General features: G+C 59.8%; 24 protein-coding genes. 9 read left to right on the top strand and 15 right to left on the bottom strand.

From position 1 onward, the window contains the following. Positions 1 to 64: 64 nt before the first annotated feature. Both KO539_RS13325 and KO539_RS13320 read right to left on the bottom strand, forming a co-directional pair. On the bottom strand, positions 65 to 1,696 hold the full coding sequence (locus tag KO539_RS13325) for an NAD(P)/FAD-dependent oxidoreductase (protein WP_219310066.1): 1,632 nt from the start codon (positions 1,694 to 1,696) through the stop codon (positions 65 to 67). After that, positions 1,696 to 3,207: a polyamine aminopropyltransferase gene (locus KO539_RS13320; RefSeq protein ID WP_219310064.1), complete on the bottom strand. Its 1,512-nt coding sequence runs from the start codon at positions 3,205 to 3,207 to the stop codon at positions 1,696 to 1,698. The genes KO539_RS13325 and KO539_RS13320 overlap by 1 nt, the downstream gene beginning before the upstream one ends. A 59-nt stretch (positions 3,208 to 3,266) precedes the next feature. Between KO539_RS13320 and KO539_RS13315 the strand changes: the two genes are divergently transcribed. The 7 genes from KO539_RS13315 (at position 3,267) to rsgA (ending at position 8,700) form a co-directional block, all read left to right on the top strand. After that, the gene (locus KO539_RS13315) at positions 3,267 to 3,653 is read left to right on the top strand and encodes a DUF350 domain-containing protein (RefSeq protein WP_081922834.1); all 387 of its coding nucleotides are present in this window, start codon (positions 3,267 to 3,269) and stop codon (positions 3,651 to 3,653) included. 27 nt (positions 3,654 to 3,680) lie between these two features. After that, positions 3,681 to 4,715, top strand: coding sequence for an SPFH domain-containing protein (locus KO539_RS13310; protein ID WP_219310062.1), 1,035 nt, complete (start codon positions 3,681 to 3,683; stop codon positions 4,713 to 4,715). 21 nt (positions 4,716 to 4,736) lie between these two features. Beyond that, positions 4,737 to 6,200, top strand: a complete 1,464-nt coding sequence (locus tag KO539_RS13305) for a DUF4178 domain-containing protein (RefSeq protein ID WP_219310060.1) — start codon at positions 4,737 to 4,739, stop codon at positions 6,198 to 6,200. Next, a complete protein-coding gene (locus KO539_RS13300) occupies positions 6,197 to 6,367 on the top strand; it encodes a hypothetical protein (RefSeq protein ID WP_157814714.1) in 171 nt (56 codons plus the stop codon). The genes KO539_RS13305 and KO539_RS13300 overlap by 4 nt, the downstream gene beginning before the upstream one ends. A gap of 2 nt (positions 6,368 to 6,369) precedes the next feature. After that, on the top strand, positions 6,370 to 6,741 hold the full coding sequence (gene speD / locus KO539_RS13295; RefSeq protein ID WP_219310058.1) for an adenosylmethionine decarboxylase: 372 nt from the start codon (positions 6,370 to 6,372) through the stop codon (positions 6,739 to 6,741). A gap of 63 nt (positions 6,742 to 6,804) precedes the next feature. After that, positions 6,805 to 7,359, top strand: a complete 555-nt coding sequence (locus KO539_RS13290) for a hypothetical protein (RefSeq protein ID WP_099401114.1) — start codon at positions 6,805 to 6,807, stop codon at positions 7,357 to 7,359. A gap of 276 nt (positions 7,360 to 7,635) precedes the next feature. Beyond that, the gene (gene rsgA, locus KO539_RS13285; protein ID WP_219310056.1) at positions 7,636 to 8,700 is read left to right on the top strand and encodes a ribosome small subunit-dependent GTPase A; all 1,065 of its coding nucleotides are present in this window, start codon (positions 7,636 to 7,638) and stop codon (positions 8,698 to 8,700) included. Between the two features lie 56 nt (positions 8,701 to 8,756). Here rsgA and KO539_RS13280 read toward each other — a convergent pair whose 3' ends face one another. The 13 genes from KO539_RS13280 to mnmG form a co-directional block, all read right to left on the bottom strand. Beyond that, positions 8,757 to 9,176, bottom strand: coding sequence for a F0F1 ATP synthase subunit epsilon (locus KO539_RS13280; protein ID WP_034752707.1), 420 nt, complete (start codon positions 9,174 to 9,176; stop codon positions 8,757 to 8,759). Positions 9,177 to 9,238: 62 nt separating this feature from the next. Then, the gene (atpD, locus tag KO539_RS13275) at positions 9,239 to 10,639 is read right to left on the bottom strand and encodes a F0F1 ATP synthase subunit beta (protein ID WP_034752705.1); all 1,401 of its coding nucleotides are present in this window, start codon (positions 10,637 to 10,639) and stop codon (positions 9,239 to 9,241) included. 29 nt (positions 10,640 to 10,668) lie between these two features. Further along, positions 10,669 to 11,544 carry a F0F1 ATP synthase subunit gamma gene (atpG, locus tag KO539_RS13270; RefSeq protein WP_035823466.1) on the bottom strand — a complete coding sequence of 292 codons (876 nt, stop codon included), beginning with the start codon at positions 11,542 to 11,544 and terminating at the stop codon, positions 10,669 to 10,671. A gap of 62 nt (positions 11,545 to 11,606) precedes the next feature. Beyond that, positions 11,607 to 13,148, bottom strand: coding sequence for a F0F1 ATP synthase subunit alpha (gene atpA, locus KO539_RS13265; protein WP_034752701.1), 1,542 nt, complete (start codon positions 13,146 to 13,148; stop codon positions 11,607 to 11,609). A 78-nt stretch (positions 13,149 to 13,226) separates the two neighbouring features. Next, the gene (locus tag KO539_RS13260; RefSeq protein WP_034752699.1) at positions 13,227 to 13,772 is read right to left on the bottom strand and encodes a F0F1 ATP synthase subunit delta; all 546 of its coding nucleotides are present in this window, start codon (positions 13,770 to 13,772) and stop codon (positions 13,227 to 13,229) included. Positions 13,773 to 13,774: 2 nt separating this feature from the next. Continuing rightward, positions 13,775 to 14,245, bottom strand: coding sequence for a F0F1 ATP synthase subunit B (locus KO539_RS13255; protein WP_034752697.1), 471 nt, complete (start codon positions 14,243 to 14,245; stop codon positions 13,775 to 13,777). 43 nt (positions 14,246 to 14,288) lie between these two features. Then, complete coding sequence (gene atpE, locus KO539_RS13250) at positions 14,289 to 14,567, bottom strand: F0F1 ATP synthase subunit C (RefSeq protein WP_034752695.1); 279 nt, start codon at positions 14,565 to 14,567, stop codon at positions 14,289 to 14,291. A gap of 59 nt (positions 14,568 to 14,626) precedes the next feature. After that, entirely contained in the window at positions 14,627 to 15,436 is an 810-nt protein-coding gene (atpB, locus tag KO539_RS13245; RefSeq protein ID WP_051959258.1) for a F0F1 ATP synthase subunit A, read from the bottom strand. 51 nt (positions 15,437 to 15,487) lie between these two features. Continuing rightward, the gene (locus KO539_RS13240; protein ID WP_035823464.1) at positions 15,488 to 15,856 is read right to left on the bottom strand and encodes an ATP synthase subunit I; all 369 of its coding nucleotides are present in this window, start codon (positions 15,854 to 15,856) and stop codon (positions 15,488 to 15,490) included. Positions 15,857 to 16,125: 269 nt separating this feature from the next. Further along, complete coding sequence (locus tag KO539_RS13235) at positions 16,126 to 17,013, bottom strand: ParB/RepB/Spo0J family partition protein (RefSeq protein ID WP_219310054.1); 888 nt, start codon at positions 17,011 to 17,013, stop codon at positions 16,126 to 16,128. Positions 17,014 to 17,077: 64 nt separating this feature from the next. Then, a complete protein-coding gene (locus KO539_RS13230; protein ID WP_034752687.1) occupies positions 17,078 to 17,848 on the bottom strand; it encodes a ParA family protein in 771 nt (256 codons plus the stop codon). Positions 17,849 to 18,006: 158 nt separating this feature from the next. Beyond that, positions 18,007 to 18,651 carry a 16S rRNA (guanine(527)-N(7))-methyltransferase RsmG gene (rsmG, locus tag KO539_RS13225; RefSeq protein ID WP_219310052.1) on the bottom strand — a complete coding sequence of 215 codons (645 nt, stop codon included), beginning with the start codon at positions 18,649 to 18,651 and terminating at the stop codon, positions 18,007 to 18,009. Next, positions 18,648 to 20,597, bottom strand: coding sequence for a tRNA uridine-5-carboxymethylaminomethyl(34) synthesis enzyme MnmG (mnmG, locus tag KO539_RS13220; RefSeq protein ID WP_219310050.1), 1,950 nt, complete (start codon positions 20,595 to 20,597; stop codon positions 18,648 to 18,650). Before mnmG ends, rsmG begins: the two co-directional genes overlap by 4 nt. A gap of 316 nt (positions 20,598 to 20,913) precedes the next feature. Here mnmG and sugE point away from each other — a divergent pair, with 316 nt between their 5' ends. Together sugE and KO539_RS13210 are read left to right on the top strand one after the other, a co-directional pair. Then, complete coding sequence (sugE, locus tag KO539_RS13215; protein ID WP_046681846.1) at positions 20,914 to 21,234, top strand: quaternary ammonium compound efflux SMR transporter SugE; 321 nt, start codon at positions 20,914 to 20,916, stop codon at positions 21,232 to 21,234. A 10-nt stretch (positions 21,235 to 21,244) separates the two neighbouring features. Further along, positions 21,245 to 21,604: an NADH-quinone oxidoreductase subunit A gene (locus tag KO539_RS13210; RefSeq protein ID WP_099403835.1), complete on the top strand. Its 360-nt coding sequence runs from the start codon at positions 21,245 to 21,247 to the stop codon at positions 21,602 to 21,604. The last annotated feature ends 48 nt before the right edge of the window (positions 21,605 to 21,652 follow it).

Below are 21,652 nucleotides of genomic sequence, written 5' to 3'. Positions count from 1 at the left end.
AACAAGGAAGTACAGGTTCGAGCCTTAGGGGGCTCTGGCCGGCGCTTGCGCCGGCCTTTTTCATTTATGTGATCGCCAGCCGCGCAGCGCGATCCCCCCACCACGCCGCCTCCTCAAACACGGAAAAGCCCGACAGATCCGCATGCGCGAACAGGATGGCGCCATCGTGCTCGCGCAAGGCTTTGAGGCCCGCATTGCTGCGAAAACCGGGCAACGGTGCCGCCATGGCGTGGCCGCGCACGGTGATGTCGACGCGTTCGACGCAATTGGCAAAATCGCGTCCATACGCCGTTTTCAGGTCGACACTGGCCAGCGCCAGCAATTCTTCAGGCGTGGCCACGTCTAACCATTTGCGCGCTTGCTGCGGCGTACGGTCGGACAGGGCCACGTAGGCGCTGAAGACGGTTTTCTCGGGCGGGCGCACGCGGATGTCCTGGTGCGTGGAGACGACATAGCCGAGGCCCGGCTCCTGGTACACGACGTTGTCCCAGCACAGGGGCGCATGCGGCAGTTCGTCGGGAAAGCGTTTCAGTAAAAAATTCGCCACCATCCACGGCGCATACGCGGGCGTATCGCGCTTCGCGTCAAAGCCATAGCCGGCGATATTCTTCACTACGCGCGCCGCCACATACAGCGGCATGGCGCAGATGGCCTTGCGCGCCTTGACCAGGTAGGTGCGCGGCTGGCCGTCGACCAGTTCCAGGCACAGCGCTTCGACGCCCTGGTCCGTCGTCTGCACGGAAACCACCGTGCCCGCATGACGTTTGACGCCCGACGCCTGCTCCATGGCCGTGGCGACCGGCTGCATGCCGCCCGGCCAGGTCAGCCAGGCGCCATTGCCCGCATTCGCCGCCTGGCCCCAGCGGCTGCAGTAGTAATGCAGACCGGCCCAGGCCGACACCTGGTCGTAGCGCGTGCCGTAGTCGTCGCGGCAGCAGTAGTTCAGATACCAGTGCAGGGTGGGCGAGGTGTATCCTTCGCGCTCCATCCACTGTTTTAACGTGATGGTGTCGAGCGCCTGCCAGGCCGGGTCTTGCGACGATTCCACGGTAGGAAAGACAAACACGCGCTTGCCGTCGTTGCCATGCGCCTGGCGCAGTTGCGCCACCTGCGCAAAGAAGCGCTCGTGCTGCGCCAGTTCCGCAGGCGGCACGCCTTCGGTGGGAATGAAGCCCTCCTGCCAGTGGCCGTTGAACAGCAAGCGCTCTTCCGGCGCGTGCAGGATGTAACGCTCATCGTAGTACGGCTTTTCCGCCTGCGGATCGCGCTGGATAATGCCCAGGTCGAACAATATCTCTCGCACATGCGTCGATTCAGGCGAAGGCAGCGGCAAATAATGGCCGCCCGTAGGATAGGCCAGGTCGCCAAAGTGGCCGCCGGCCGCGTTGCCGTAGGGCTGGGGACCGTCGACCATCAGGAAATCCTGGTGCCCCAGCTTGTTCAGACGCCAGGCGGCCGTCAGGCCGGCAATGCCGGAACCGAGGATGGCCACGTCCGTGGTGATGGTTGCCGAGGGCGCCGGCAGCGCCGTGCGCTCGCGCAGCAGCTTGCGCAGATAGTGTCCCTCGCTGCGGCCGGGATACAGCACCTTCGGCGTGATTTCCTGCCAGCGCAGATAGGCGGCGATGCTGCCGATGCCAGCGGCAGCCGCCGCCGTGCCGCCGGCGGCCCACAGCATGAAGGAGCGGCGCTGCATCAGCGGATCACCCGGTTCCAGTCCTGCTCGAATTCATGCACGAGCGACTGGGTATTCAGGCGATTTGGCGCCATCGGCAGCGGCTGCATATCGGGCGGGAAGATGAACATTTCGCGTGTGGTGTCCGCATTCAGGTAGCGCATCGGCAGGCGGTAGGTCGTCGGCGGTGTGTAGTCGAGCTGGGGCGAAGCGAGGATAAAACCCCATTCGCCGAACGAGGGCACGTAGGCGTGATAGGGCCAGGTGCGCATGCCCACTTCACGCAGGGTCGAATTGATGGTCCAGTAGGCGTGCGGGGCAAAAAACGGCGACGTCGATTGCACCACCATCAGGCCCTTGGCGGCCAGGTGCTTTTTCACCAGGTCGTAGAACGGCACCGAATACAGTTTGCCGAGCGCGAAGCTGGACGGGTCGGGGAAATCGACGATGGCCGCGTCGAACATGTCGCCGTTATTGCGCAGCCAGACGGCGGCATCGGCATTGACGACGGTGACGCGCTTGTCCGAGAACGAGTTGTTATTCAGCTTGGCCAGTTCCGGACGCGTGGTAAACGCGGCCGTCATGGCCGGATCGAGGTCGACCACGGTGACGTGTTCGATCTGTGGATAACGGAGGATTTCGCGCAGGGCCAGGCCATCGCCGCCGCCCAGCACCAGCACGCGGCGCGCCCACGGCAGCGCTTCCAGCACGGGGTGCACCAGCGCCTCGTGGTAGCGGTATTCGTCGCGCGAGGAAAACTGCAGGTTGCCGTTGATGTACAGCCGCGTATCGTCCTTCCAGCGCGTGATCACCAGGCGCTGGTAGGGCGTGGTGGTGGAATACACGATCTGGTCGCCGAACAGGCCGTGTTCTCCCCAGGCCACCATGCGGTCCGACATGGCAAAGCCGGCGATCAGCAGCAGCATCACGGCGCAGGCGCGCAGCAGACGCCCGGTGAGATTTTTCAGCTCGGCGCGGAACACATAAATGCTCCACAGGCCCACGCCCACGTTGAGCATGCCGAACAAAAAGCCCGTGCGCACCAGGCCCAGATACGGCGACAGCACCAGCGGGAACAGCAGGGAAACGGCCAGCGCGCCCAGATAATCGAAGGTCAGCACGCGGCTGACCAGCTCGGAAAATTCCGTCTGGCGCGTGTTCAGGGCGCGCATCACGAGCGGCACTTCCATGCCGACCAGTGCGCCGATCAGGAACACCATCACATACAATAAGGTGCGAAATGGCGCGGCCATCCACGAAAAGGTCATGAACAGGATGGCGGCCGACAGGCCGCCGATCAGGCCCACGGCCAGTTCGATATCGACAAAGCGCGACAGCACGTCGTCGTCCTTGACGTACTTAGAAAAGTGAGCGCCCACACCCATCGCGAACAGGTAGCAGCCAATGATGGTGGAAAACTGCAGGATGGAGTCGCCGAGCAGGTAGCTGGACATGGCGCCGGCGATCAGCTCATAGGCGAGGCCGCAGGAAGCGACCACGAAGACGGACAAAATCAGAATCTTTTTGTTCATTGGACTTTTTTTGTTCTAATATGCGTTGACGTTATCAAATGCTCATTGCGAGGAATGCCGTGCCCGACATCCTAAACTATCTGATCCACCTTTTACTGGCCGCCGCGCTGCTGATTGTATTTTTTATCATTTACACGCGCGTCACGCCGTATAACGAAGTACTGCTGATCCGCCAGGGCAACCAGGCAGCAGCCCTGTCGCTGGGCGGCGCGCTGCTGGGCTTTTCCGCCACCATCGCCTCGTCCCTGATGCACACGGCCGGCTACCAGCAATTTTTCGCCTGGGCCTTCGGCGCCATGGTGGTGCAATTGCTCGCCTATGTGGTCACCACGCGTTTGCTGCGCATGTCGAAGGACCAGATCGAATCGAACAACAGCGCTTTCGGCGGCCTGCTGGCCGCCATTTCCCTGTCGATCGGCGCCATCAACGCCGCCTGCATTTCCTGACGTTTTACCTCATTCAAGGACACCATCATGAGCCTCGGCAGCTTTATCAAGAAGCAGTTTATCGACGTACTGCAATGGAACGAAGAGACGGAAGGCGTACTGGCCTGGCGCTTCCCCATGCAGGATTTCGAGATCCAGAACGGCGCCATCCTGAATGTGCGCGAATCGCAGGTCGCCGTCTTCGTCAATGAAGGCAAGATCGCCGACGTCTTCGGTCCCGGCACGCACAAGCTGACGACGCAGACTTTGCCGCTGCTGACCAACCTGAAAAACTGGGACAAGCTGTTCGATTCGCCGTTCAAGTCGGACGTGTATTACTTCAGCACCCGCGTGCAGACGGGCCGCAAATGGGGCACGCCGCAGCCGATCACCATCCGTGACAAGGATTTCGACATGATCCGCGTGCGCGCCTTCGGCATGTACTCGTACCGCATCGCCGATGCCCGCACCTTCTTCACCGAGATCAGTGGCACGCGCGAAGTCTATACGCGCGACGAGGTGGAAGATCAATTGCGCGGCATTTTGATGTCGAGCATGGCCAGCTCGCTGGGCGGCGCGAATGTTCCCTTCCTCGACATGGCGGCCAACCAGGCGCTGATGGCGCAGGAAGTCAAGGATGGCCTGGCGCAGGCGTTTGCCCGCTATGGCGTGGGTCTCGATGAATTCAACGTGGCCAGCATCAGCCTGCCCGAGGAATTGCAGGCGGCGCTCGACGAGCGCATCTCGGCCGGCATGAAGGGCGGCCTGGGCGCAGACAAGATGAGCGGCTTTACGAAATTCCAGGTGGCCAATGCGATTCCGCTGGCGGCGCAAAACGAAGGCGGCATGGCCGGTATCGGTGCGGGACTGGGCGCCGGGCTGTCGATCGGCCAGGTGATGGCGCAAAGCATGGGCGGCGCGCTGCAGCAGCAGGCACCGGCGCCGGCGGCGCCACCCGCGCCAGTGGAAGAGCCGATCGAGGCGCGCCTGGAAAAACTCAAGGGCCTGCTCGACAAGGGTCTCATTTCGCCAGCCGACTACGACGGCGCCAAGGCTGAACTGCTGAAAAAACTGATCGGCTAAATATTAGCGAAATACGACTGCATGCAAACTGTTTCCTGTCCCAGCTGCGGCGCGGAAGTTCACTTCCGCTCGCACGCTTCCGTGCTCGCCGTGTGCGAGTACTGCCACAGCACCATCCTCAAGGACGCCGACTCCGTCAGGGACATGGGCAAGATGTCGGCCGTCCTGGAAGACTATACGCCGATCCAGATCGGCACGGCCGGCGTGCACGATGGCGTGCACTTCACCGTCGTCGGCCGCATCCAGCAGCGCTACAGCGCCGGCACGTGGAACGAGTGGTATCTGCTGTTCGACGACGCCAGCACGGCGTGGCTGGGTGACTCGTCCGGCCTGTACACCTTGACGCGCGAGCGCAGCACGCAAGATACCTTACCCGTCTTTGGCGAGCTGGCGCCGGGCAAGCGCTACACGATCTGCGGCGAGCCATACACGGCGGCCGAGATCCGCAACGCGGAATGCATCGCCGGCCAGGGCGAACTGCCGTTCAAGGTGGGCGCCGGCTGGCGCATCCAGGTGGCGGACTTCCGCAACTACGCCAGCTTTGTCACGCTCGACTACACGGATGGCCCGCAACCGGTCGTCTACCAGGGCGTCGCCGTCACCCTGGACGGTTTGCAGTGCCAGCTGCTGCGCGATGATGACGCCATCGCCAGGAGCGCCGGCAAGTACCGCGGCAAGCTCGATGCGCTCGACTGCCCGTCCTGCGGCAGCGGCATCAAGTACGTACCTGGCGCGGCGGCGCAACTCGTGTGCCCCGCCTGCCATGCGCAGCTCGACGCCAGCGGCCCGGAAGCGCAGGTGCTGGCCATCGGCAAGCAGGTGCACGACAACGCCGACATCACGCTGGAACTGGGCGCCAGCGCAAAGATCAGCAATGTCGATTTCACGGTGATCGGCATGATGCGCCGCGCCGACGACGAAGGCAGCGAGTGGAACGAATACCTGCTGTACAACGCGCGCGCCGGCTTCTTCTGGCTGGTGGAAACGGACGATGGCTGGTCGCGCTCGAACGTGCTGCCGAACTGGCCCAACTGGGCGTCGCTGGACGCCGCTACCTGCACGCTCGATGGCGCCACCTACCGCAAACTGTATGACTACGGCTCGCAGGTCGTGTATGCGGCGGGCGCCTTCAACTGGAAAGTGGCCGTCGGCGACAGCACGCATGTGCATGAATTCGAGCAGGGACAGACCAAACTGGCGGCGGAACTGACCGGCGAAGAAATGACCTGGTCGCGCTCCGTGCCCGTCGCCTATGATCAGATGGCCGCCTGGTTCGGCGCCGCCTTCCATGGCGCCAGCAAAACGACGAATATCCAGCTGAGCCACCGCGGCATCGCCAAGGTCTTCATCGTCATCGTGCTGGTGCTGAATGCGATCCCCATGTTTGTCTCGTTCTCCAGCACCCTGATGTGGAGTTTGCTGGGCTGCCTGGCGCTGTTCCTGCCTGCCGCTTTTCTCGACAAGAATGCAAAGAATCCCCCATGAGTAAATACGTGATCTATGCCCTGATGGTGACCTTCAGTGTCACGGCCGCCAACTGGGTGCGCATGTTCAAGGTGGCCGGCAGCAGCAGCGGCAGCAGCTGGAGTTCGCGTACGGGCAGCGGCGGCGGCAGCTATGGCGGCGGCTCCAGCGGCGGCAGCCACAAGTAAGCATGGCAGCCACACCGCATCTGCCCCTGGGCACCCATTTGCTGGCCGATTTGTCGGGTATCGCGCCGGAACGCCTGCGTGACTGCGCCGCGCTCGAGCGCCTGCTGCGCGATGCGGCCATCGCGGCTGGCGCGCAAGTACTGCACAGCCATTTCCACAGCTTTGGCGCCGGCCAGGGCGTCACCGGCGTGGTGCTGCTGGCCGAGTCGCATATCTCCATCCACACGTGGCCGGAATGCGGCTTTGCCGCCGTCGATATCTTCATGTGCGGCGCGGCGCGGCCGCAACTGGCGCTGGACGCCATCAAGGACGCGCTGCAGGCGGCGCACTGCCAGCTGCAGTCCGTGCGGCGCGCGCCACCCGGGCAAGCATAAGCCCGCTGGTGGATCGCGGGGGGATCGCTTACACTGTCGGCTCATCTCCCAACCGTGACTTCCATGCGCCGTTCCGCCCTGCTTGCCCTGCCCCTGCTGCTGCTGGTCTCCGCCTGCAACGACTACACGGCGCCCAGCCTGTACCAGGCCACCACGCCCGAGTGCAAGACGTGGACGGAGGGTTCACGCTTCGAGCTGCCGCGCGGTATCAGCGTGTATGCCACGCCACCCGTCACCCTGAAGGAAGGCGGCACGGAGCTGGCGCTGATTTTTACGCTTCCCATCGGCACGCAAGCCAGTTTCACGCGCCTGTCCTTCCTGCTGGAAGAGCCGAAAAAGCCCCCCTTCGCCGAAGCGAAAGTGCTGACCATCTACCAGCGCGGCATGAACCGCAAGGCGGAAATCGTCGACGTCATCGAGCAGCTGCCCATCATGTTTTCCGCCGTCGGTTCAAGCGCCGAAACCCAGTGGCGCTTGCGCCTGCAACTGCCGCGCCAGCTGCCGCAGCGCTTTGACCTGTCCATGCCCGACATGCTCGTCGCCGGCAAGCGCTATCCGGTGCGCACCTTTACCTACCGCTACTTCCCCGAGCGTCAGGCTTACGGCATGTGCAGCTAAGCCACACCTTCCGTTGACGCCGGCGCACGCCGCTGGCACACTGGGGTTTTCCATCACACTTGAGGAGTAGACAACATGCGCCATTCGGATACTGCCGTGCTGTCGGCTGCCTGATCACTGTTTTCCCCTGCTAAGCCTTTTTAGCTCGACATTCCCCTTACGCGTGATCGCGTAGCCGACTTCCCCTTCTTTCGTGCCAGTCATGGCGACTGGCGGTGCCTGCTCGCGCAGGCTGCATGTCCGCACGCGGACGACAGAATCTGGAATCACGCTACCATGATCGCATTCGATTTTGCGCAACTACGCCTTATCGGGCTGCAGCAGGCCATCGCCAGCGCAGCCACCCAACTCGAACTCTCTTCCCCCGCCACGCAGCTGCTGCGCGTTTGCGCCGTACACCGCGACAGCATCGGCGTGCACGACGGCATCCGGGAACACCCGGCGTACATCGTGCCGCGCCTGCTGCATCAGCTGCAGGCGCAAGACAATATTCTTACTGTCGGCGACTGGGTCGCCGCCGAACCCGACGCGCACGCTACGCTGTGGATAACGGCGCACTTATCCCCAGTCACGCAAATCGCGCGGCGCGGTAATGACGGCCGGCGCCAACTGCTCGCCAGCAATGTCGATACGGCCCTGCTGGTGATGGGACTGGACGAGGACTTTAATCCGCGCCGCCTGGAGCGCTATCTGGCCATCGTGCTGGCCGCGCAAGTGACGCCCGTGGTGGTGCTGAGCAAGGCCGACGTGGCCGACGACGTGCCGGGCAAACTGGCGCAGCTCAGACAGCGCCTGCCGCCTCACGTGCCGCTGTTTGCCATCGATACGCGCCATGCGTATGACGTGGCCATCCTGGAACCGTGGTTGAATGCTGGCCAGACCCTGGTGCTGCTCGGGTCATCGGGCGCCGGCAAGTCCAGCCTGACCAATACCTTGTGCGCGGCGGATCAAACGACCAACGGCGTGCGCCATGGCGACGGGCGCGGCCGGCATACGACGACGGCCCGCTCGCTGCACCTGTGCGCCAGCGGCGCCTGCATCATCGACACGCCGGGCTTGCGCAGCTGGCGCGCCGATGCCGATGCGGATACCCTGGCGGCCACGTTTGACGACATCGCGGCGCTGGCGGCGACGTGCCAGTTCCGCGATTGCCGGCATGCCAGCGAGCCCGGTTGCGCCGTGCGCGGCGCCGTCGATGCGGACCGCCTGCGCAATTATCACAAGCTGCTGCGCGACGCGCGCCGTATCGAGGAGACGCCGCTCGAGCGCATCGCCGCGCGCGCCAGGTGGAAGACGGTATTGAAGGCGGGACTGGAAAGGGGCAAGGACAAGCGCCGCTGATTTCTGCATAAAAAAAGGCAGCCCGAAGGCTGCCTTTCTTGTGCGGCGCAGATGAATTACATCTTGCGCAGCTTCTGGATCGCTGCCAGTTGCGCAATCGCGCTGGCCAGCTCGGCTTGCGCTTGCGCGTAGTCGATGCCCGAATCCTTGTTGTGGATATTTTCTTCCGCCAACTTCTTCGCTTCCAGCGCTTTCGCTTCGTCGAGGTCGTGACCGCGGATCGCGGTATCGGCCAGGACGGTCACGGTATCCGGTTGCACTTCCAGCAGGCCGCCGGCAACGAAGACGAACTCTTCTTCAGCCTGGCCGACTACCTTGATGCGGACCGCGCCCGGACGGATGCGGGTAATCAAAGGCGTGTGGCGTGGGTAGATACCCAGCTCGCCTTGTTCACCCGGCAACGCGACGAATTCTGCTTCACCTGAAAAAATCAGTTCTTCAGCGGAAACCACGTCAACGTGAATTGTGTGTGCCATGTGTGTCCTATCGGGTTGAAGAACCCCGCCTTGTAAGGGGCGGGGTTAGGCCCAGACTTAACTTAGTTAAGTTTCTTGGCTTTTTCGATTGCTTCTTCGATCGTGCCGACCATGTAGAACGCTTGTTCCGGCAGGTGATCGAGTTCGCCCGAAGCGATCATTTTGAAGCCCTTGATCGTGTCTTTGAGCGAAACGTATTTACCAGGCGCGCCGGTAAAGACTTCAGCGACGTGGAAAGGCTGCGACAGGAAACGCTGCATCTTACGTGCGCGGGCGACCAGCAGTTTGTCTTCCGGTGCCAGCTCGTCCATACCCAGAATCGCGATAATGTCGCGCAATTCCTTGTAGCGTTGCAGGGTCGTTTGCACGGCACGCGCGGTGTCATAGTGCTCTTGACCAACGATCAACGGATCGAGCTGACGCGAGGTCGAATCGAGTGGGTCCACGGCTGGGTAGATACCCAGGGAAGCGATGTCACGCGACAGCGCAACGGTCGAATCCAAGTGAGCAAACGTGGTAGCAGGCGACGGATCGGTGTAATCATCGGCTGGAACGTAGACGGCCTGGATCGAGGTGATCGAACCGGTCTTGGTCGACGTAATACGCTCTTGCAGACGGCCCATTTCTTCAGCCAGGGTCGGTTGGTAACCCACAGCCGACGGCATACGGCCCAGCAGTGCCGAGACTTCGGTACCAGCCAGCGTAAAGCGGTAGATGTTGTCGACGAAGAACAGAACGTCTTTGCCTTCATCACGGAACGATTCAGCGATCGTCAGGCCGGTCAGCGCGACGCGCAGACGGTTACCTGGCGGTTCATTCATCTGACCGTAGACCATCGCCACTTTGGAGTTCTCTGGATTTTCCAGATCGACCACTTTCGCGTCAGCCATCTCGTGGTAGAAGTCGTTACCTTCACGCGTACGCTCACCAACACCGGCGAACACGGACACGCCGCTGTGCGCTTTGGCGATGTTGTTAATCAGTTCCATCATGTTGACGGTCTTGCCTACGCCAGCGCCGCCGAACAGACCAACTTTACCGCCTTTTGCAAACGGGCACACCAGATCGATCACCTTGATGCCGGTTTCCAGCAGTTCTTGCGAAGGCGACAGTTCGTCGTATGCAGGAGCGGTGCGGTGGATCGACGCGATCTGCTCGTGCGACACGGGGCCGCATTCGTCGATCGGGTTGCCCAGCACGTCCATGATGCGACCCAGGGTTGCTTTACCGACTGGCACCATGATAGGTTTGCCGGTGTTCTGGATCATCATGCCGCGACGCAGGCCATCGGACGAGCCGAGTGCAATGGTACGGACAATGCCGTCGCCCAACTGCTGTTGTACTTCCAGGGTCAGTTCCGAGCCTGCCATCTTCAAGGCATCAAATACCTTAGGCATCGCGTTGCGGGGAAACTCAACGTCCACCACAGCGCCGATACACTGAACGATTTTGCCATCAGCCATGTTCGTTCCTTCAATATAGTTAAATTCGTTTAAACCGCAGCCGCACCGGCGACGATTTCGGAGAGTTCTTTGGTAATCGCAGCTTGGCGGGTCTTGTTGTAGATCAGCTTCAATTCGCCGATCACACTACCCGCGTTGTCGCTTGCAGCTTTCATCGCGACCATCCGTGCCGATTGCTCGGACGCCAGATTCTCCGCGACTGCCTGGTACACCAGCGCTTCTACATAGCGCTCCAGCAATTCGTCGATGATGCTTTGTGCATCCGGCTCGTAGATGTAATCCCACGAGTGTGCGCTCTTGTCGGCGACCATTTTGTCAGCCGTCAAAGGCAGCAGCTGTTCGACCACTGGTTCCTGCTTCATCGTGTTGATGAATTTGGTGTAGCACAGGTACACTGCGTCGAGCTTGCCAGCCTGGAACTCTTCGAGCATGACCTTGACGGGTCCGATCAATTTTTCCAGATGGGGCGTATCACCAGTTTGAATGGCAGAAGCGACGATCTTGACGCCGATGCGATTCAAAAAACCCAAACCCTTGTTACCGATGGCAACTGCTTCAATCCGGTTGCCAGCTGCTTCCAGCTCGCGCGACTTCGACGTCACCTGGCGCAGGATGTTGGTATTCATGCCGCCGCACAGACCCTTGTCGGTCGTCACAACGATGAAACCTACTGCCTTCGCTTGCGTACCCTGGGCAGCTGCCAGGAACGGGTGCGTGTATTCCGGATTGGCATTCGCCAGATTGGCGGCGATATTCCGAATCTTGTCACTGTAGGGACGAGCGGCCCGCATCCGGTCTTGCGCCTTGCGCATTTTGGACGCGGCGACCATTTCCATCGCCTTGGTGATCTTCTTCGTATTCTCTACGCTCTTGATCTTGCCTCGTATCTCTTTGCTTGATGCCATGAGTCCTTACTCCTTCTGCGCGTAGGGCGGCGCCTCACTCAAGGTGGGCGCCGCCTGGCCGCTTAATATGCGCCGGATTTCTTGAAATCAGCAATGGCCGCCGACAGAGTTGCTTCGCTGTCTTTGTCGAGTTGCTTGGTTTCTTCGATCTTGGCCAGCAGAGCAGCTTGCTTGGTCTTCATGTAAGCGTGGACACCAGCTTCGAACGACAGCACTTGCTTGACTGGCACGTCGTCCATGAAGCCTTTGTTCACCGAGAACAGCGATACGGCCATCAGCGAGATCGACAGTGGCGAGTACTGGGCTTGCTTGAGCAATTCCGTGACGCGGGCACCACGGTCCAGCTGCTTGCGGGTCGATTCATCGAGGTCCGAAGCGAACTGCGCAAACGCGGCCAGTTCACGGTACTGCGCCAAGTCGGTACGGATACCGCCGGACAGGTTTTTGATGACCTTGGTCTGGGCGGCACCACCGACGCGCGATACGGAAATACCGGCGTTAATCGCAGGACGGATACCGGCGTTGAACAGCGAGGTTTCCAGGAAGATCTGACCGTCGGTAATCGAAATCACGTTGGTTGGAACGAATGCGGACACGTCGCCAGCTTGCGTTTCAATGATCGGCAGTGCCGTCAGGGAACCGGTCTTGCCTTTGACGGCGCCGTCGGTGAACTTCTCGACGTAGTCGGCGTTCACGCGTGCTGCGCGTTCCAGCAGGCGGCTGTGCAGGTAGAACACGTCGCCTGGGTACGCTTCGCGACCTGGTGGACGGCGCAGCAGCAGCGAGATTTGACGGTATGCAACAGCTTGTTTGGACAGATCATCGTAGACGATCAGTGCATCTTCACCGCGGTCACGGAAGTATTCGCCCATGGCGCAACCGGAGTACGGCGAGATGTATTGCATGGCGGCCGATTCCGAAGCGGAAGCGGCGACAACGATGGTGTATTCCATCGCGCCGTGCTGTTCCAGCGAGCGCACGATGTTCTTGATCGACGAGGCTTTTTGGCCAATCGCGACGTAGATACATTTCATGCCCTGGCCTTTTTGATTGATGATCGCATCAATCGCCACAGCCGACTTGCCGGTTTGACGGTCGCCGATGATCAGTTCGCGCTGGCCGCGGCCAACTGGAACCATCGCATCGATCGACTTCAGGCCGGTTTGCATTGGTTGCGAAACGGATTCACGGGCGATCACGCCCGGTGCGATTTTTTCAATCGCGGCCGTCAGTTTGGTCTCGATGGCGCCTTTGCCGTCGATCGGCTGGCCCAGCGCGTTGACAACGCGGCCGAGCAGCTCAGGACCGACTGGCACTTCCAGAATGCGGCCGGTGCATTTCACCGTGTCGCCTTCGGAGATGTGCTCGTAGGCACCCAGAATCACGGAACCGACGGAGTCGCGTTCCAGATTCATTGCCAGGCCAAACGTGTTGCCTGGGAATTCCAGCATCTCGCCTTGCATCACGTCCGACAAACCGTGGATGCGGCAGATACCGTCGGCGACGGAAATAACCGTGCCTTGATTACGCACTTCAGCGCCGCCGTCAAGACCTTGGATCCGGCTCTTGATCAACTCGCTGATTTCAGATGGGTTGAGTTGCATACTAACTCCTAAAAGTGTTTCTCTCAGCTTGCGCGAGGGGTAAGGGTCTGTCTAAGCTGGCCTGCCGAAGCGCGTGTCTTACGACACCAGTGCAGCGTGCAGTTGCTGCAGCTTGGCGCGCACCGAGGTATCGAGCACTTGGTCGCCAACGACCACGCGCACGCCGCCGAGCAGCGATGGATCCACTGTGACGGCAGGGTTGAGCTTACGACTGAATTTCTTTTCCAGCGTTGCGACCAGCTCGGCCGTTTGGCCTTCGCTCAGATCGAAAGCGCTCGTGATCTCGGCGTCAGCCGCACCTTCCAGGCCATTTTTCAGGGCATGGAATTGCGCGCCGATTTCCGGCAGCAGGCTGATGCGGCCATTTTCGATCAACATCGTGACGAAGTTTTTCACTTCCTCATTGAGCGGCGATTTCAACAACGACAGGATGGTGGCGGCGACGTCGCTTTCCGAAACTTTCGGATTGCGCGCGTACGCCTGTACCTCGGGGTGGCTACCGATCTGTGCCAGTTCGGACACCAGCTCGGACCACGCCGCGAGGTTGCTTGACTCCTTACCAGCTTGGGCTACGCGGAACAAAGCTTCCGCGTAGGGACGGGCGACGGTTGCGAGTTCTGCCATGATTACAGCTCGACAGCAAGACGCTGCAACATTTCGGCGTGAGCCGTAGCGTTAACTTCACGCTTCAAGATCTGCTCGGCACCCTTGACAGCCAGGTCAGCCACCTGAGCGCGCAATTGTTCGCGTGCTTTCGACAGTTGCTGTTCGGCGTCCGACTGGGCTTGCGCAATGATACGCGCAGCTTCAGCTTGTGCATTTTGCTTGATCTCTTCAGCAACCAGCTGCGCGCGCTTTTCAGCGTCCGCAACGCGTTGCGACGCTTCTTCACGTGCACTGTTCAATGCCTCTTGCGCACGCTTTTCAGCGACTGCCATCGAAGCCTGACCTTGATCGGCCGCAGCCAATCCATCCGCGATTCGTTTGGCACGCTCATCCAGCGCGTTGTTCAGCGCTGGAAATACGAACTTCATCGAGAACCAGACCAACACCGCGAAGGTGATCATCTGGCCGATGAGCGACATATTGATGTCCATACCTTTGCTCCTAACTAAAAGTTTCTCCTAGGGTTGGAGCGAATTACTGAGCAACAGCCGTCAGAGCGGACAGGAACGGGTTAGCGAACGTGTACAGCAGAGCAACACCAACGCCGATCATCGAGATAGCATCCAGCAGACCAGCGATAACGAACAGTTTGGTTTGCAGTTGTGGCATCAGTTCTGGTTGACGTGCCGAAGCTTCCAGGAATTTGCCACCCAAGATAGCGAAGCCCAGAGCGGTGCCGATTGCGGCCAGGCCGATGATGATTGCTGCTGCCAGAACGGTCATGCTTTGTACTTGTGCGATCAGAGCTTGCATAAAATTCTCCTAAATTTAAAAACGAAAGATACTAAAAAAACAAAATATAAAGTTAATGATTAATGTTTCTCAACCGCGAGGCTCAGATACACAACCGTCAACGCCATAAACACAAAAGCTTGCAAAGTTACAATCAAGATATGGAAAATTGCCCATGGACCACCCAACGCCCACTGTGCCCACCAAGGCAACAACGCGATCAAGATGAAAATCAGTTCGCCGGCATACATATTGCCGAACAGTCGCAGCGACAGGGAGATCAGTTTTGCAACCAGCTCAACCATTTGCAGCAAGAAATTGACAGGTGCCAGGGCGATCGTGGCGATCAGGCCATTCGCATGGAACGGTGCCGTGAACAGTTCCTTGATCCAGCCGCCCAGGCCCTTGGCCTTGATCGAGAAGGCGATCACGCACAGCACGACCGACAGCGACATGGCGAAGGTGTGGTTGACGTCGGCGGTCGGCACGGCGCGCAGTTTATGCACGCCAAACCAGCTCAGGATCTTCGGCAACAGGTCAACCGGCAGGAAGTCCATCGCGTTCAGCAACCAGACCCACACAAAAATAGTGATGGCCAGCGGCGCGATGACCTTGCTTTTCGCGTGGAAGGCCCCATTAATAGTGTCATTGACGATTTCCATGACCATTTCGACGAAGTTTTGCAACTTGCCAGGGACACCAGCCGTCGCGCGGCGCGACGCCATATAGAAAACAGCCAGGAAAACAAAGCCCAGAATGGCCGAAATCCAGAACGTATCCAGATTGATCATGCCGTCGGCACTTCTCAGGTGGGCCAGATGGTGACTGATGTATTCTGTGGCGTTGGCCGGGGCAGCATGGCCCGCTTCAATAGCGTGTTCTGTGGTCATAATGAATTTAGATTTGTCGTTTCAGAGCTCAACAGGCCCCAAAACCAATGATTAAACAGCGAGCAATGAAAACCAGTATGCTAAGGTTGCCACCGCGAAACCCAAGATCAGCCATAACCAGGCGGCCGACTGAAACAACACCAGTGCCAATATAAACAGCACCGCTGTGATAAATATTTTCACCACTTCTGCGCGCAAATGCGCCCGGAATGCCTTGTTGGCGTCGCTAGAACCGCGAACCACCAACAGGGCATACACCAGGCTACCGATGACTGCGATAGCGCCGCCGTATGCGGCGGACCAGCCTCTGACATTGCCACCAAAAAACAGGGTGACCGTGGCAAAGCTGATAGCGATTGCTAGCTGCAATGCAACTACTTTGTAGACTGGCTTGGCAATACTTTGTTGTGAATCACTCAATTGCCAAGTTCCCAGAAAAATCTACACACGCAAAGACACGGGATTATAGTTGGCTTTGATCTATAGAGTCAAACGTTGCTGCACCGCAGCAGGGCAATTGCGGCGTGAAACTGACGCTTTACCGACTATTCGCCGCCTTTTGCACCACTATATGGCAAAGCCGCTTGTCTGGCCGCTTCCAGCCGTGTTATCAAGGAATCACGTGGTCCATCCGGAAAGCATGGCCGGATTGTCCACACCGCAGGTCCCCTGTCTTTGCAGCTTGCTATTTAACCACGCAAGCGGGTCAACAAACCATCGAGCACGTCAAGATCGGCAAAATCAATCACCAATTGGCCACGGCCCTTGTTGCCCATCTTGAACACCACGGGGGTGGCCAGCGCATCGGACAGCTCTTCTTCCAGGCGCGCGATGTCGCCCGATTTTTCCTTCTGACGCGGCTCGACCGGGTTGGCCGCTTCCTCGACCGTGCGCGTCACGAGCTTTTCCGTTTCGCGCACGGACAGGCGCTTGGCCACGACCTGGTTGGCCAGCGTGATCTGGCTGGCCGCATCGACGGCCAGCAGCGCGCGCGCATGGCCCATGTCGATATCGCCGGCCATCAACATGGTTTGCACGGGACTGGCCAGGTTCATCAAACGCAACAGGTTCGACACGGCGCTGCGCGAACGTCCCAGCGCAGTGGCCGCTTGCTCATGCGTAAAATTGAAGTCGGCGATCAGGCGGTGAATGCCCTGCGCTTCTTCCAGCGGATTGAGGTCTTCGCGCTGGATGTTCTCGATCAGCGCCATGGCCGCGGCGGCCAGGTCGTCCACGTCGCGCACCAGCACCGGCACTTCCGTCAGGCCGGCCAGTTGCGACGCGCGGAAACGGCGTTCGCCGGCGATGATTTCATATTTGACAAGCCCGCTCAAGGTGTCTTGCCCGATCGGGCGCACCAGGATCGGCTGCATCAGCCCTTGCGCCTTGATCGAGGCGGCCAGTTCGTTCAAAGCCCCCTCGTCCATGCGCGTGCGCGGCTGGTATTTGCCGGCTTGCATTTGCGACACGGGCAAGTTCGACGGTTGATGCGTGTCCGCACTGGCAAAGTCGCCACCGCCGCCGCCCAACAGGGCGTCGAGTCCGCGACCCAGTCCTTTTAATTTTTTCGTAGCCATGCTGTCCTAATCGTGTTTTCAGAGTAAGCGCTTACATCTTGATGTGCAGACGCTCGCCCCTTGTTTACATATGTTTGATGCGTTCGACCATCTCGGCGCCGAAGGCGATATACGCCTGGGCACCTTTCGAGCTGGGGTCGAAGGTCACGCCGGGCAGGCCGTACGATGGCGCTTCGGCCAGGCGCACATTGCGCGGGATGATGGTATTGAACACCTTGTCGCCGAAGTGCTGTTCCAGCTGCGCCGACACTTGTTGTGATAATGTCATGCGTGGATCGAACATCACGCGCAGCAAGCCGATGATCTTCAGATCCGGGTTCAGGTTGGCATGCACCTTCTTGATGGTATTGACCAGATCGGACAAGCCTTCCAATGCGTAGTACTCGCACTGCATCGGGATGATCACGCCATGCGCGGCGCACAGGCCGTTCAGGGTCAGCATCGATAATGCCGGTGGGCAATCTACCAGGATGAAATCGTATTCGCCGTCCACTTCGGCCAGCGCATCCTTCAGGCGGCGTTCGCGGTTGTCCAGCTCGACCATCTCCACTTCGGCGCCGGCCAGCTCGCGGTTCGACGGCAAGACGTCGAAGCGTCCCGCTTCCGAACGCTGGCGTGCCGTTTTGACATCGGACTCGCCCAACATGACTTCATAGGTCGACGCCTTCAGGCCGGCCTTGTTGATGCCGGCTCCCATGGTCGCATTGCCCTGCGGGTCGAGGTCGACCAGCAGCACGCGCTGGTTCAATTTGGCCAGACCGGCGGAGAGGTTGACGCTTGTTGTGGTTTTACCAACACCACCCTTTTGATTTGCTACACAAAAAATTTTGGCCATGTATCTTCTAGTTGTAAAGAGATGCAAACTTCATCGTGCGCTCCGGCATCTGGCCGAAACGATTTATACTGTTTATTTCATTTATATGATATAAATCGTTTATACGGTTTATATAATTTATACCGTATAAATTGTTTATATCATTTATTTTTCGGCTTTTAAATTCTTGCTATAAAGACCAGATGACGCTCTGCATTTAGCCCTGGCACCTGAATCGCGCGTAATTGCGTCACTTGCCAGTCCGCCGGCAGTCGCTCTCTCTCTTCTGGCGGTGCCACCCCTTTCAAGGCGATGAATTGCCCGTCCTCGGCCAGCACGTGATTCGACCAGTTGACGAAGTCGGACAGGTCGGCAAAGGCGCGCGAGGTGATCACGTCGAATTTCTGTTGCACTTCCAGCTGTTCCACCCGTTTCGTGTACACGGTGACGTTGCTCAGGCCGAGTTCCGCCTTCACTTGCGTCAAAAATGCCGTCTTTTTATGCACCGTGTCGATCATCGACACTTTAATATCAGGCCGCGCGATGGCCAGAACCATGCCCGGCAAGCCGCCGCCGGCGCCCACGTCGAGTACATTCTTGGCGTCCGCGAACGCCGGCACGGCGGCCAGCGAATCGAGCACGTGCAGGGTCAGCATCTGCAGTGGATCGCGCACCGACGTCAGGTTGTACACGCTGTTCCATTTGGCCAGCAAGGCCAGGTAATCGAGCAGTTTTTCCGTCTGATCCGCGCTCAGGTCGAGCCTCAGCGCGGCGATGCCTTCATTCAAAATAGGGGCCAGTGCGGCCCGGTCAAACTGCTTCATTCAACAACCTCGTCCTTTAAAGTGGTGGTCTGTATTTCGGCCTGACCTGCACCAAAGCCGCGCTTTTTCAGGTGCACCAGCAGCAGCGAAATGGCCGCCGGCGTCACGCCGGAAATGCGCGAGGCCTGGCCCAGGGTTTCAGGGCGCTGCTTGTCGAGTTTTTGCCGCACTTCGACCGACAGCGCGCCGATATCCAGGTAATTGAAACCTTCCGGCAAAGCCAGGTTTTCATAGTGTTCGTGGCGCTCGATTTCCTTGCTCTGGCGCTCGATGTAACCCGCATATTTGAGCTGGATTTCCACCTGTTCGCGCACGGCGGGGTCCTCCACGCCGGGGCCGGCCAGGGCCTGGCCTTCCATGCCCGTCATGCTCATCAGGGTGTCGTAGGCGACGTTCGGACGGCGCAGCAAGTCCGCCAGCGAATACTCGCGCTCGATGGCCTGACCAACGATGCGTTCCGATTCGGCGGCCGCCAGGATGCGCGGGTTGACCCACGTGGAACGCAGGCGCTCAAGTTCGCGCGCCACCGCTTCGCGCTTGGTCTCGAAGGCTTGCCACTGGGCGTCGCCGACGCAGCCCAAAGCGCGGCCGATTTCCGTCAAACGCATGTCGGCATTGTCTTCGCGCAGGCTCAGGCGGTACTCGGCGCGGCTGGTGAACATGCGGTACGGCTCCTGCACGCCCTGGGTGATCAAATCGTCGACCAGCACGCCCAGATAAGCCTCGGAGCGGCCCGGTACCCAGGCTTCCTTGTCCTGCGTCAGCAAGGCCGCATTCAGGCCCGCCAGCATGCCTTGCGCGGCCGCTTCCTCGTAGCCGGTGGTGCCGTTGATCTGGCCGGCGAAGAACAGGCCGGCGACGGCCTTCGTTTCCAGCGACGCCTTCAAGCCGCGCGGGTCGAAATAATCGTATTCGATGGCGTAGCCGGGACGCAGGATGTGGGCGTTTTCCATGCCCTTCATCGACTGCACCAGGGCGATCTGCACGTCGAACGGCAGGCTCGTGGAAATACCGTTCGGATAGAACTCATGCGTCGTCAAGCCTTCCGGCTCGAGGAAGATCTGGTGCGATTCCTTGCCCGAGAAACGGTGGATCTTGTCTTCGATCGAGGGGCAATAACGGGGGCCGACGCCTTCGATGACGCCCGTGTACATGGGGCTGCGATCGAGGCCGGCGCGGATGATGTCGTGCGTCTGGCTATTCGTGTGCGTGACCCAGCACGGCACCTGGCGCGGGTGCATGGACGTGTTGCCCATCACGGAAAACACGGGCACGGGATCGAGGTCGCCCGGCTGTTCTTGCATCACGGAAAAGTCGATCGTGCGGCCATCGATGCGCGGCGGCGTGCCCGTTTTCAAGCGGCCCTGCGGCAGCTTTAATTCCTTCAAACGGGCCGACAGCGAAATGGCGGGCGGGTCGCCGGCACGGCCGGCCGAATAATTATTCAAGCCCACGTGGATCTTGCCGTCGAGGAAAGTACCGGCCGTCAGCACCACGGCGCGCGCGAGAAACTTCAGGCCGATCTGCGTCACGGCGCCAACGACGCGGTCGCCTTCGACGATCAGGTCATCGACCGCTTGCTGGAACAGCCACAGGTTAGGCTGGTTTTCCAGGCGCGTGCGGATGGCGGCCTTGTACAAAATACGGTCGGCCTGGGCGCGCGTGGCGCGGACTGCCGGGCCTTTCGAGGAATTCAGGATGCGGAACTGGATACCGGACTCGTCGGTGGCAATCGCCATCGCGCCGCCCATGGCATCGACTTCCTTGACCAGGTGGCCCTTGCCGATGCCACCGATGGAAGGGTTGCACGACATCTGGCCCAGTGTCTCAATATTATGCGTGAGCAATAGCGTCTTCTGCCCCATGCGGGCGGAAGCGAGGGCCGCCTCGGTACCGGCGTGACCACCACCGACAACGATGACGTCGAATTCTGTAGGAAATAACATGATAAATAGGTAACAGTGCAAGTAAAAATGCGGGAAGAGAGCTCCGATTATAGAGTCTTTTTGCAAGCGCAACCTTGCGACGGCCAATTTTTGCTTAATTTTTACTCAGCACGGGCAAGTCAACGCTGTTTTTTGTTTCACGTGGAACACGAATCGCATCCAGGATGGAGGCGCGGCACTGGACAATGTTTGCTACAATTGCCGCATCGTCTGCATTCGTGGTCACGCCTGTGGCCAGCGGGACGATCATCCAGGAGGACGGCCTCCCCCATCATGGGAACACACCGGGACGGCCCGCTCTGTATAAGGAGCCGCCATGGCCTGGATACTCTTACTGATTGCTGGCATGTTTGAAGTCGTGTGGGCATACTCGATGAAACTCTCCGAGGGTTTCACCAGACTCACTCCCTCCATCATTACCATCGTCATGATGATCGCCAGCTTCGGCTTGCTGTCGCTGGCCATGCGCACCCTGCCCCTCGGCACGGCCTATACGATCTGGACCGGCATCGGCGCCGTCGGCGCCTTTATCGTCGGCATCGTCTTTCTGGGCGAGCAAGTCAACACCATGCGCGTGTGCGCCGCCGTCCTCATCGTGTGCGGCATCGTGCTGATGAAACTGTCGTCCAGCCACTGAGAGGAATCCCATGCTCCTCGAAAACTATTTTCCTGTCCTGCTGTTCATTCTGATCGGCGTCCTCGTCGGCATCGTGCCCATGCTGCTGGGTCGCGCGCTCGGTCCGCACAAACCCGATGCGCAAAAACTGTCGCCGTACGAATGCGGCTTCGAGGCGTTCGGCGACGCGCGCATGAAGTTCGACATCCGCTTCTACCTGGTCGCCATCCTCTTCATCCTGTTCGATATCGAGGTGATCTTCCTGATGCCGTGGGCGGCCAACGTCAACGAACTGGGCCTCGTCGGTTTCTGGGCCGTCATGGGCTTTCTCGCCGTGCTGACCATCGGACTAATCTATGAGTGGAAGAAAGGCGCGCTGGAGTGGGAATAACTCCCGCTTCTGGTTTCACGTGAAACAAACGCGGGGCGGGAAAGCGGA

This window comes from Janthinobacterium sp. NKUCC06_STL, from assembly GCF_019345455.1.
In the GTDB taxonomy this organism is placed as follows: Bacteria; Pseudomonadota; Gammaproteobacteria; order Burkholderiales; family Burkholderiaceae_D; genus Janthinobacterium; species Janthinobacterium rivuli.
The sequence above is the reverse complement of the archived record's forward strand: the minus strand, read 5'-3'. Positions and strand labels throughout refer to the sequence as shown.